7 protein-coding genes and 4 pseudogenes are annotated in these 11,834 nt (G+C 67.4%); 1 reads left to right on the top strand and 10 read right to left on the bottom strand.

Annotated features, from left to right (window positions below; genetic code table 11):
* Window positions 1-22 precede the first annotated feature (22 nt).
* The 6 genes and pseudogenes from H0I39_RS08610 to H0I39_RS08585 all read right to left on the bottom strand — a co-directional run bounded on the left by H0I39_RS08610 (window position 23) and on the right by H0I39_RS08585 (window position 6,146).
* Window positions 23-1,113, bottom strand: a pseudogene (locus H0I39_RS08610) (sulfate/molybdate ABC transporter ATP-binding protein).
* A gap of 195 nt (window positions 1,114-1,308) precedes the next feature.
* Window positions 1,309-2,186: pseudogene (gene cysW / locus H0I39_RS08605) on the bottom strand (sulfate ABC transporter permease subunit CysW).
* Window positions 2,183-3,058, bottom strand: a complete 876-nt coding sequence (gene cysT, locus H0I39_RS08600; RefSeq protein ID WP_180550205.1) for a sulfate ABC transporter permease subunit CysT — start codon at window positions 3,056-3,058, stop codon at window positions 2,183-2,185. Before cysT ends, cysW begins: the two are co-directional and overlap by 4 nt.
* Window positions 3,059-3,266: 208 nt before the next feature.
* A pseudogene (locus H0I39_RS08595) lies at window positions 3,267-4,276 on the bottom strand (sulfate ABC transporter substrate-binding protein).
* A 182-nt stretch (window positions 4,277-4,458) separates the two neighbouring features.
* Window positions 4,459-5,780 (bottom strand): annotated as a pseudogene (locus tag H0I39_RS08590) (glutamate-5-semialdehyde dehydrogenase).
* A gap of 24 nt (window positions 5,781-5,804) precedes the next feature.
* Window positions 5,805-6,146: a hypothetical protein gene (locus H0I39_RS08585; RefSeq protein WP_180550204.1), complete on the bottom strand. Its 342-nt coding sequence runs from the start codon at window positions 6,144-6,146 to the stop codon at window positions 5,805-5,807.
* A 254-nt stretch (window positions 6,147-6,400) separates the two neighbouring features.
* Between H0I39_RS08585 and H0I39_RS08580 the strand changes: the two genes are divergently transcribed.
* Complete coding sequence (locus tag H0I39_RS08580; protein ID WP_180550203.1) at window positions 6,401-6,760, top strand: hypothetical protein; 360 nt, start codon at window positions 6,401-6,403, stop codon at window positions 6,758-6,760.
* 145 nt (window positions 6,761-6,905) lie between these two features.
* On the opposite strand, the gene H0I39_RS08575 is transcribed toward H0I39_RS08580, so the two are convergent.
* The 4 genes from H0I39_RS08575 to leuS all read right to left on the bottom strand — a co-directional run bounded on the left by H0I39_RS08575 (window position 6,906) and on the right by leuS (window position 11,767).
* Window positions 6,906-7,118 carry a ribbon-helix-helix protein gene (locus H0I39_RS08575; protein ID WP_180550202.1) on the bottom strand — a complete coding sequence of 71 codons (213 nt, stop codon included), beginning with the start codon at window positions 7,116-7,118 and terminating at the stop codon, window positions 6,906-6,908.
* Between the two features lie 121 nt (window positions 7,119-7,239).
* A complete protein-coding gene (gene holA, locus H0I39_RS08570; RefSeq protein WP_180550201.1) occupies window positions 7,240-8,298 on the bottom strand; it encodes a DNA polymerase III subunit delta in 1,059 nt (352 codons plus the stop codon).
* 260 nt (window positions 8,299-8,558) lie between these two features.
* Complete coding sequence (locus tag H0I39_RS08565; RefSeq protein ID WP_307776790.1) at window positions 8,559-9,056, bottom strand: LPS-assembly lipoprotein LptE; 498 nt, start codon at window positions 9,054-9,056, stop codon at window positions 8,559-8,561.
* On the bottom strand, window positions 9,056-11,767 hold the full coding sequence (leuS, locus tag H0I39_RS08560; protein WP_180550200.1) for a leucine--tRNA ligase: 2,712 nt from the start codon (window positions 11,765-11,767) through the stop codon (window positions 9,056-9,058). Before leuS ends, H0I39_RS08565 begins: the two co-directional genes overlap by 1 nt.
* Between the last annotated feature and the right edge of the window lie 67 nt (window positions 11,768-11,834).

Below are 11,834 nucleotides of genomic sequence, written 5' to 3'. Positions count from 1 at the left end.
GCTCGGCCTGTGCGCTGGGCGCTCAAATCATCGCCGCCGGGTCGTCTACCGTTTCCAGAAACACGCGCGCCTTGCGTGGTGACACCCGCACGCTGTCGCCTTCTTGCACGCCCAGTTGGCGGAATTCGTTGGCCGGCAGGTGCGCTTCCAGAATGTGGCTGGGGTTGTCGTGCGGCGTCAACTCCAGCCGCGCCAGGGGGCCGATGAGCAGGGCGCGGTCGAGCCGGGCGGCCAGGCCGCTGGTGGCGCCGGCGGCGTAGGGGCCACGGTCAGATCGCTGGGGCGCACGAAGGCCATGGCTTCGGCGTCCAGCGCGTGGGCGTGCTCGGGCGCGGCAATTTGCCAGTCGCCCACCTGCACCTGCCCGCCCGTGGCGCGGCCACGGAACAGGTTCACATCGCCCAGAAAGCCATAGACGAAGGGGCTGGCGGGGTGTTCCCACACCTCTTGCGGGGTGCCCACTTGCTCGATGCGGCCCTTGTTCATCACCACCACGCGGTCGGCCACTTCGAGCGCTTCTTCCTGATCGTGCGTGACGAAGATGCTGGTGACGTGCAGCTCGTCGTGCAGGCGGCGCAGCCAGCGGCGCAACTCTTTGCGCACCTTGGCGTCGAGCGCGCCAAAGGGCTCGTCGAGCAGCAGCACCTTGGGCTCCACCGCCAGCGCGCGCGCCAAGGCAATGCGCTGGCGCTGCCCGCCCGACAGTTGCGACGGGTATCGGTCGGCCAGCCAGTCGAGCTGCACCAGGCCGAGCAGCTCGTGCACCTTGGCCTTGATCTGCGCATCGCTCAGGCGCTCGCGGCGCGGCTTGACGCGCAGGCCGAAGGCGACGTTCTCGGCCACCGTCATGTGGCGGAACAGCGCGTAGTGCTGAAACACGAAGCCTACCTGCCGCTCGCGCACGTGCACATCGGTGGTGTCGGCGCCGCTGAACAGGATGCTGCCCGCGTCGGCCGATTCCAAGCCCGCGATGATGCGCAGCAGCGTCGTCTTGCCGCAGCCCGAGGGGCCGAGCAGCGCGACCAGCTCGCCCGAGGCAATGTCGAGGCTGACGTCGTTCAGCGCACGGAAGGCGCCGAAGTGCTTGGTGACGTGGCGGATTTCGATGCTCATGAGGGGTGGCTTTCTTGATACCGAATACCGGACGCAGAGGACGCAGAGGTTTCGCAGAGGACGCAAAAGAAACAGCCAAAACTGGTTTTCCTTTGGGCGTCAACGCCATCAGCCGAAAGAAAGTCTTGGCTGTTTTTCTGCGCCTTCTGCGAAACCTCTGCGTCCTCTGCGTCCGGCTGTTGGGTTGTTCGGTCTTCATGCCGGCCGCTCCGGCGGCAGCTCGGCGATGGCTTTCATCTCGCGCTCGTGCCGCCACTCCACCACCGTCTTGACGATGAGCGTGACGATGGCCAGCAGCGCCAGCAGCGAGGCCACCGCGAATGCGGCCTGGCCCTGGTATTCGTTGTAGAGCACTTCCACGTGCAGCGGCATGGTGTTGGTCTGGCCGCGGATGTGGCCGCTGACGACCGAGACGGCACCGAATTCGCCCATCGCCCGCGCGTTGCACAGAATCACGCCGTAGATCAGCCCCCACTTGATGTTGGGCAGCGTCACGTGCCAGAAGGTCTGCCAGCCGCTGGCGCCAGCACCTGGGCGGCCTGCTCCTCGTCGCTGCCCTGCGCCTGCATGAGCGGAATCAGCTCGCGCGCGATGAACGGAAAGGTGACGAACACCGTGGCCAGCACGATGCCCGGCACGGCAAAGATGATCTTGATGTCGTGCTCGGCCAGCCACGGGCCCAGCCAGCCCTGCGCGCCGAACACCAGCACGTAGACCAGGCCGGCGACCACGGGCGAGACCGAGAACGGCAGGTCGATCAGTGTCGTCAGAAAGGCCTTGCCGCGGAACTCGAACTTGGCGATGCACCACGCCGCCGCCACGCCGAAGACGAGGTTCAGCGGCACGGCGATGGCGGCGGTGAGCAGCGTCAGGCGGATGGCGGACAGCGCGTCGGGCTCCTTCAGCGCGGCCCAGTACGCGGTCCAGCCGGCCTTGAGCGCCTCGACGAACACGGCCGCCAGCGGCAGCACCAGGAACAGCCCCATGAAGCCCAGCGCCAGCGCCGTCAGCAGCCAGCGGATGGCGGGCGACTCGGTGGTGCGCACGCGCCGCGCGATGCCGGCGGCGCTCATCCCGCACCCCCGTAGCGGCGACGGCCCCAGGCCTGCAGGCCGTTGATGATGAGCAGCAGGATGAAGGAGATCAGCAGCATCACGCAGGCCACGGCGGTGGCGCCGGCGTAGTCGTACTGCTCCAGCTTGCCGATGATGACCAGCGGCGTGATCTCCGACACCATGGGCATGTTGCCGGCGATGAAGATGACCGAGCCGTATTCGCCCACCGCGCGGGCGAACGCCATGGCAAAGCCGGTGAGCAGCGCCGGCGCGATGGCCGGGAAGATCACGCGCCAGAAGGTCTGCCAGCGCGTGGCACCCAGGCAGGCCGCTGCCTCTTCCAGCTCCTTCTCGGTGTCTTCCAGCACCGGCTGCACGGTGCGCACCACGAAGGGCAGGCCGATGAAGATCAGCGCGATGACGATGCCCGCGGGCTGGAAGGCGAGCTGGATGCCCAGCGGCTCCAGATATTGCCCGATCCAGCCGTTGCCGGCCAGGATGGCGGTGAGCGCGATGCCCGCCACGGCCGTGGGCAGCGCGAAGGGCAGGTCGACCAGCGCGTCGGCGATCTTCTTGCCGGGGAACTGGTAGCGCACCAGCACCCAGGCCACCAGCAGCCCGGCCACCACGTTGACGCAAGCGGCGATCAGAGACGCGCCGAAGGTGAGCCGGAACGAGGCCAGCACGCGCGGCGCGCTGACGGCGGCCCAGAAGTCGGCCCAGCTCATCGACAAGGTGTGGATGACCAGCGCCGACAGCGGGATCAGCACGACGAGGCTGAGGTACAGCAGCGTGTAGCCCAGCGTGAGGTTGAAACCGGGCAGCACGCGGCGCGCGCGGCGGCGGGGCGTGGCCGGCAGTGGGGGCGCGGTGAGGGCGGCGGCGGTCATATCAAATGAATAGCGGCTGGCGCAGGTTCAGCGGGCGGTGGCGGCTGTTTACTCCCTCGCCCCTCTGGGGAGAGGGCTGGGGTGAGGGCTGCGGCGCTTCTTGTCGCTCAGACGCCGTCAGCCCCACCCCAACCCTCCCCAGCGGGGAGGGAGTGAAGTCACCCTCACCCCGGTCCTCTCCCGCCAGCGAGAGAGGGAGTGAGAAACCTCACTTGCCCGGCTGGTACAGCTTGTCGAACTGTCCGCCGTCGTTGAAGTGCACTTTCTGAGCCTCGGCCAGCGAGCCGAAGTACTGGTCCACCGTGAACAGCTTGATCGGCTTGAACACGTTGGCGTGGGACTTCAGGATGGCTTCGTTGCGCGGACGGATGTTGTGCTTGGCGGCGATCTGCTGGCCTTCGTCGGAGTACAGGAAGTCGAGGTAGGCCCTGGCCTCGGCGGCCGTGCCCTTCTTGGCCACCGTGCGCTCGACGATGGCGACCGGGTTCTCGGTGACCAGGCTCGCGCTGGGGTGGATGGCATCCACCTTGCCCTTGCCGAACTCGTTCTCGACCGACACCACTTCGGATTCGAAGGTCACCAGCACGTCGCCCAGGTTGCGCTGCAGGAACATGCCCGTGGCATCGCGCCCGCCGCGTGCCAGCGCCGGCACGTTCTTGTACAGCTTGCCCACGAACTCGGCCGCCTGCGCATCGCTGCCGCCCTTGGCGCGCACCTGGCCCCAGGCCGCCAGATAGGCCATGCGGCCGTTGCCGCCGGTTTTGGGGTTGACCACCACCACCTTCACGTCGGGGCGGATCAGGTCGTCCCAGTCCTTGATGTTCTTCGGGTTGCCGTGGCGCACCAGGAACAGCATGGTCGAGGTGGTGGGCGAGGCGCCATGGGGAACTTGCTGCGCCAGTCCTTGGCGACCACGCCGCGCTCGGCCAGGAAGTCGACGTCTGTGGTGGTGTTCATGGTCACCACATCGGCCGCCAGCCCGTCGGCCACGGCACGCGCCTGCGCGCTGGAGCCGGCGTGCGACTGGTCGACCTTGATGTCCTTGCCCGTGGTCTTCTTGTAATGGGCGACGAAGGCGGTGTTGAAGTCCCTGTAGAACTCGCGTGCCACGTCGTAGGAGACGTTGAGCAGCGCGGTCTGGGCGCTGGCGGCAGCGCTGAAGCTGCCGGCCGCGGCCAGCGCGAGGGTGGAAACAAGAAGGCGGAACGAGGTTTTCATGGCGAGGCTTGTGAAACAGCAAGGCCGGCGAAGTGCCGGCCGCAAGCGGTAGTCTGTGTGCCACGCCTTAAAGCTCAAACTACTTTTTTATTGTTTCTTTATATCCAATAGGGAATGAAAAAGCCCCGCATCGAACGGGGCTTGGGCGTGGGCAAGCCGGCCGGGCCGGCGCGGTGCTGTCCTCAGCCCCGCACTTCCCCTTCGCCCAGCACGATCCACTTCAGCGAAGTCAGCCCCTCGATGCCCACCGGCCCGCGGGCGTGGAACTTGTCGGTGCTGATGCCGATTTCGGCGCCCAGGCCATACTCGAAGCCATCGGCAAAGCGCGTGCTGGCGTTGACCATCACGCTGGCCGAATCGACTTCGCGCAGAAAGCGCTGGGCGTGGACGTGGTCGGTGGTCAGGATGGCGTCGGTGTGGTGGCTGGAATAGCGGTTGATGTGCGCGATGGCCTCATCGACGCCGGCCACCACCTTGATGCTGATGATGGGCGCCAGGTATTCCTCCGACCAGTCGGCGTCCTGCGCAGGCTTCACCAATGCTTCAATATCAATAGCTGTCTGCGCTTGACTGGCGGGCGCTGGAGGCTGATTTTGCTTGAGAATGTCGGTGGCCTCGGCATCGCAGCGCATCTCCACGCCCTTGGCCGCGAAGAGGGCGCCGATGCGCGGCAGGAACTGCGTCGCCACGCCGCGCGCCACCAGCAGGCTCTCGGTGGCGTTGCAGGGGCTGTATTTCTGCGTCTTGGCGTTGTCGGTCACCTTCACGGCCAGGTCGAGGTCGCACGGGTCGTCCACATAGGTGTGGCAGTTGCCGTCCAGGTGCTTGATCACGGGCACCTTGGCCTCGGCGCTGATGCGCTCGATCAGGCCCTTGCCGCCGCGCGGATGATGACGTCGACGAACTCGGGCATGGCGATGAGCTGGCCCACGGCGGCGCGGTCGGTGGTGGGCACCAGCTGCACCGCCTCGCGCGGCAGGCCGGCGCTTTCAAGCGCCTGCTGCACCAGCGCGGCCAGCGCCTTGTTGGAGTCGATGGCCTCGCTGCCGCCGCGCAGGATGCAGGCGTTGCCGCTCTTGATGCTCAATGAAGCGGCCTCGATGGTCACGTTGGGCCGGCTCTCGTAGATCATGCCGAACACGCCGATGGGCACGCGCATCTGGCCCACGCGGATGCCGCTGGGCTGCTGCTTCATGCCCACGATGTCGCCGATCACATCGGGCATGGCCGCCAGCTGCTCGCAGCCTTCGGCGCAGGTCTCGATGATTTTCGGCGTGAGCTTGAGGCGGTCCACCATCGGCTCGGCCAGGCCGGCCTCGCGGGCGCGGGCCAGGTCGCGCTCGTTGGGCGCTTGCAGCGCGGGCACGTTCTCGCGCAGCAGGCGCGCCAGCGTGCGCAGCGCGGCGTTGCGCGCGGCGGTGCCGGCGCGGGCCATGGCGCGCGAGGCCTGGCGGGCCTGCAGGCCCAGGGTGTGCATGGTGTCGGCGACGTTCGGGGCGTTCATGCCCCGATTGTCCAAAAAGCCGCTTCAGCGGCAGGGCGCCGCCTGCGCTTCACCTTTCAGTTGCGACAGCGGCGCAAAGCCCAGCGCCTGGGCGCGCGGCAGGTCGGCGGCGGCGATGTCGAACAGGTTGATCTCGTCCGTGCCGGCGCCGCACACCGCCGGGCGCATGCGGCCATCCGAGCCGCAGGCGCTGGCCTGCACGCGCACGCCGGCGCGCTCGAGTTCGGCACGCATGGCTTCGGGCGCGGTGCCGCGGCCTTCGCACTGCACGGCGCCGCGGCTCTTGAACACCTTCACCACATCGCCTGCGGGCGACGATGCCGGTGCGTGCGCCGCACAAGCCGAAAGCACAGACAGCAAGATCAAGGATGAAGCTGCAAGAAAGCGTCGATAGACCATGGTTGTGAACTAGTTGCGGGTTGGCATGCGGCCATCGTAAGACAGTGGCGGCCGGTTGCTGCGCTAAACATCGAATCCATCACGAGAAGCGGCCGCAAAGGCGCGGCGGTGCATTGCGACGCCCATGATCCGCGAATTACCATGCCATCAGCATGTAACGCATTGCAATGTGCTGCGAAGCAAGCGAACCCCTCAATCCATTGGCCAAGAAGGAAACGAACATGGCGACCATCAAGCAAACCCTCGACGAACTGATGACCCTGGATGGCGCCATGTGCGCGGCCGTGGTCGACTCTGCCAGCGGCATGATGCTGGGCTCGGTCGGCTCCGGCGTCGATCTGGAAGTGGCTGCCGCCGGCAACACCGAAGTGATCCGCTCCAAGATGAAGACCATGCGTTCGCTGGGCCTGAACGACGTGATCGAGGACATCCTGATCACCCTGGGCAAGCAGTACCACATCCTGCGCCCGTCGGCGCGCAAGGACGGCGTGTTCGTCTACTTCGTGCTGGACAAGCAGCGCGCCAACCTGGCCATGGCCCGCCGCAAGGTGCAGGACGTGGACAAGGAAATGAACTTCTGATCTGGCCCTGGCGCCACATCGAATGAACGAAGCCCCGGCATGCCGGGGCTTTTTCGTGGCCCATCGGAGAGCCGATGGCGCAGCCGCGGGCGCGACGCGTCAACGCTTCATGCGGTTCGGGTTTTCAAGTGGGAAGCAGAGGGTGTCAGTCCTGCGATGCCATCGACGACGGCTGCTGGTCGTCGATCTCGCCGGGCGCCCACTGCACGCCGTGCTGGCGCAGATGGTCGCGGATCAGGCGGCGCACCACCTGCGACGGCGTCACGTCCTGCGACGCGCACAGCGCCTCGAACGCCTTCTTCTTGGAAGGGTCGATGAGCACGGTCAGCCGGGCGGTTTTCTGTTCGAGGTTGCGCATACGCGTTGGATTGAACTTGCATTCTAACGAGCATGTCATTCAGAGCTGCATCCACAGGGCCTGGCGGCCAACGCAGCGCAGACAGGCGTGAAATCGTACCGCGCTACCGCCGCGCGGCCGGTTATCGGGCCGCGCCGCCGCAGGCGCCACACAGGCTTTGCGCCAGCCGGTGCAGTGCGGGCCAGGGCTCCTGCGGCCAGCCAGGGTGCTTCAGGCCCTTGACGATGCCATCCACCTGGTGCGCCGCATGCAGCAGGTTGGCCAGCTGCATGTCGGTCAGGCGCGGCAGGACGCGCTCGAACAAGCGCTCGCGCAAGCCCCACACGCGCTGCTCGCGCAGCGCCATCGGCAGCGGCCGGCCTTCGCCCACGGCGTCCTTCACGCGCTTGAGGGCGCGGATGTCCTCGGCCAGCGCGTAGTGCACCAGCACCTCGGCCTCGCCCTCGGCCTGCAGGCCGTCGAGCATGCGCTGCACGCGCGCGCGCTGGCCGCCCAGCACGGCTTCGGACAGCTTGAAGACGTCGTAGCGCGCCACGTTCAGCACCGCCGCCTCGATCTGCTCGACGCTCAACTCGCCCGCGGGGTACAGCAGCGCCAGCTTGCTGATCTCCTGGTGCGCGGCCAGCAGGTTGCCTTCCACGCGGTCGGCAAAGAAAGCGAGCGCGCGCTGCCCTTCCTCGCCCGGCATCACCCGCTGCCCCTGCGCGGCCAGGCGCTGGGCGATCCATTGCGGCAGCGCGGCGCGTTCGATGCTGTCGATCTGCACCGTGGCGCCGGCGCCGTCGAGCGCGGTGAACCAGGCGCCGGATTTCGTCTGCTTGTCCAGCCGCGGCAGCAGCACCAGCGTCAGCGTGCTGTCGTTGCCGGCGGCGCTGTCGGCCAGTTGCTGCAGCGCGGCGCTGCCGTCCTTGCCCGGCTTGCCGGACGGGATGCGCACCTCGACGATCTGCTTGTCGGCGAACAGGCTCAGACTGCTGCCGGCTGCCAGCACCGCGCTCCAGTCGAAGTGCGCGCCGGCGACGGTGTGCACCGTGCGCTCGGTGTAGCCTTGCGCACGCGCCGCGGCGCGGATGGCGTCGGCCGCCTCCTGCTGCAGCAGCGGCTCGTCACCGTGCAGCGTGTACAGCGGGCGCACGCCCTTCTGCAGATGGTTCGCGAGTTGCGCGGCGGCGAGTTGCATCAGGCGCTCTTTGCCAGAAGGCGCGCGGGCGATGGACGCGTGCCCTCACCCCAACCCTCTCCCGCACGCGGGAGCGGGAGCACACGGGCTGCGCAGCAAGCCCGAACCCAAGGCCGCGGAGCAGGCCATGCGAGAACGCCGTGGCCGGACCTGCGCCGGCCACTGGCGTTGTCCCCCTTCCCGCAGAGAGAAGGGAAGCGGCGCAAGCCGCTCAGGGGATGTTCGAATCCTGGGGAAGGCGCCGCAGGCGACTCAGGGGGTCATATTTTTACTGTCGCCAGCCGCCGCATCACCTGCTGCACGATGTCGCTCTGCATGTTCTGGTACAGCATCAGCGCCTCCTGCTCCTTCGACAGCGCGGCGGATTCGCTGTAGCTCTGGTCGATCTGGCGCAGGATCTCGGACATGGGCAGCAACTCGCGCCCCTCGGGCGTGCGCAGCCTGAAGCGGAAGCGGATGCGCAGCTGGAATTCGCGCACTTCGCCGGTGGCGGTGACGCTGACCACCGTGCGCTCGCGCTGCTCGCCGGGGCTTTCCAGCACCACCTCGGCCTTGCTCTGGTCGGCCACGATCTCCAGCCGGCCCGTGCCCTCGAGCTGGCGGCGCAGCTCGACCGCCAGTGACGACGCGGCGGGCAGGGCCAGGGCGATGCGGCGGAATGCGAACTCGGGCGCGCGCCGCAGCTGGAAGCCGCAGGCGCTGAGCAGCGGCGCCGTGGCAGCGGCCAGCAGCAGGGCGCGGCGCGGCGGCATGGCCATCAGCCCACCACCACGTTGACCAGGCGGCCGGGCACCACCACCACCTTCTTGATCGCGCCGCCGCTGCTGTGCCTCAGGAAGGCTTCGCTGGCGAGTGCGGTCTGCTCGATGTCGTCCTTGCTGGCGCTGGCCGGCACCAGGATGGCGCCGCGCAGCTTGCCGTTGATCTGCAGCATCAGTTCGATCTCGTCCTGCTTCAGCGCCTCGGGGTCGATCTGCGGCCAGGGCGCGTCGAGCAGCTCGCCCTGCACGGCGGCAAAACCCAGTTGCTGCCACAGCGTGTGCGTGATGTGCGGCGTGACCGGGTACAGCACCCGCAGCAGCTTGCTGAAGCCCTCGGCCAGCGCCGCGTTGTCGCCGGGCGAGCCGTCGCCCTTGAAGGCTTCCAGCGCGTTCAGCATCTTCATCGCGCCCGACACCACGGTGTTGTACTGCAGGCGCTGGTAGTCGTAGTCGACCTGGCCGAGCACGCTGTGGATCTCGTGGCGCAAGGTCTTGGCGGTCTTGCTGAATTGAATGCCATTCTGGGCTGCAGCGCCCGCCAATAGGGCGCTGGCAGCTACATTTTCAATAGTATTCAGCTTGAGGCCGAAGTTCCACACGCGGCGCAGGAAGCGGTAGCTGCCTTCGACGGCGGCGTCGTTCCACTCCAGCGTCAGCTCGGGCGGCGAGGTGAACATGGTGTACAGGCGCGCGGTGTCGGCGCCGTACTGGTCGATCAGCGCCTGCGGATCGACGCCGTTGTTCTTCGACTTGGACATGGTGCCCACGCCCTCGTAGTCGATCAGCGTGCCGGCGGGCAGGTTGCCCACGTCCTTGTTCAGGCGCGCGGCCACCTGCTTGCCGTCGGCGTCGATCACGGGGTCGACGTCGGCCGGCCAGAAGTATTCGATGCCGCCCTTCTCGTTGCGGCGCGAATAGATGTGGTTCAGCACCATGCCCTGCGTGAGCAGCCTGGTGAAGGGCTCGTCGATCTGCACCAGCCCCAGGTCGCGCATCACCTTGGTCCAGAAGCGTGCGTACAGCAGGTGCAGGATGGCGTGCTCGATGCCGCCGATGTACTGGTCCATCGGCATCCAGTACTGCGTGCCGCCCGCCACCATGGCCTGGTCGTTGGCCGGGTCGCAGTAGCGCATGAAGTACCACGACGAGTCCACGAAGGTATCCATGGTGTCGGTTTCGCGCCGCGCCGGCTTGCCGCATTGCGGGCAGGTGCACGCCAGGAAGGCCTCGCATTTGTTCAGCGGGTTGCCGCTGCCGTCGGGCACCAGGTCCTGCGGCAGCACCACGGGCAGGTCCTGCTCGGGCACCGGCACGGTGCCGCAGGCCTCGCAGTGGATCATCGGGATCGGCGTGCCCCAGTAGCGCTGGCGGCTGATGCCCCAGTCGCGCAGGCGCCAGGTGGTCTTCTTCTCGCCCAGGCCCTGATCGGCCAGTGCCTTGGCGACGGCGTTCACCGCCTCCGGGTACGCCAAGCCGCTGAAATTTTCGGAGTTGATGGTGACGCCGTTCTGCTTGTCGGCGTACCAGTCCTGCCACTGGGTGTAGCTGTATTCCTGCCCGTCGACATGCACCACCTGCACGATGGGCAGGCCGTACTTCAGCGCGAAGGCGAAGTCGCGCTCGTCGTGGGCGGGCACGCCCATCACGGCGCCGTCGCCGTAGCTCATCAGCACGTAGTTGCCCACCCACAGCGGCACGGCCTCGCCGGTCAGCGGGTGCGTCACCGTCAGGCCGGTGGGCATGCCCTCTTTTTCTTTCAGCGCCAGCTCGGCCTCGGTGGTGCCGCCTTGCTTGCACTTCTCGATGAAGGCGGCCAGCTCGGGGTTGCCCTTGGCGGCCTGCGCGGCCAGCGGGTGCTCGGGCGCCACGGCGCAGAAGGTCACGCCCATGATGGTGTCGGCGCGCGTGGTGAACACGTACATGCGCCCGTCCTGGATCAGCGCGCCGTCGTCGCCCCGGATGTCGTGCGGGAAGGCAAAGCGCACGCCTTCGCTCTTGCCGATCCAGTGCTCCTGCATCAGGCGCACGCGCTCGGGCCAGCCGTCGAGCGTGGCCTTGGGGTTGCCGATCTGCACGTGGTCGAGCAGCTCCTGCGCGTAGTCGGTGATCTTCAGGTAGTAGCCGGGGATCTCGCGCTTTTCCACCACGGCGCCGGTGCGCCAGCCCTTGCCGTCGATGACCTGCTCGTTGGCCAGCACGGTCTGGTCCACCGGGTCCCAGTTGACGACCTGGGTCTTGCGGTAGGCGATGCCCTTTTCCAGCATCTTCAGGAACAGCCACTGGTTCCACTTGTAGTAGCTGGCGTCGCAGGTGGCGACTTCACGGCTCCAGTCGATGGCCAGGCCCATGGCCTGCATCTGGCCCTTCATGTGGGCGATGTTGTCGTAGGTCCACTTCGCGGGCGGCACGCCGTTCTTCAGCGCGGCGTTTTCGGCCGGCAGGCCGAAGGCGTCCCAGCCCATGGGCATGAGCACGTTGAAGCCCTTCATGCGCAACTGGCGCGCCAGCATGTCGTTGATGGTGTAGTTGCGCACGTGGCCCATGTGCAGCTTGCCGCTGGGGTAGGGCAGCATGGAGCAGGCGTAGTACTTGGGCTTGGGCGCGCCCTGGGCGTTGCGCGCGTCCTCGGTCACGCGATAGGCATCGCGCGCCTGCCAATGGGCGTGCGCCGCCCGTTCCACGTCGGTGTGGCTGTATTTCTCTTGCATGGGCAAATTGTAGGCGGGCGCGTGGCGGGGTTGCGGCGCCGGCGCCTCTCGTTGATGCTATCTGGTT

Source organism: Ottowia beijingensis, assembly GCF_013423955.1.
Classification (GTDB): Bacteria; Pseudomonadota; Gammaproteobacteria; order Burkholderiales; family Burkholderiaceae_C; genus Ottowia; species Ottowia beijingensis.
The sequence above is the reverse complement of the archived record's forward strand: the minus strand, read 5'-3'. Positions and strand labels throughout refer to the sequence as shown.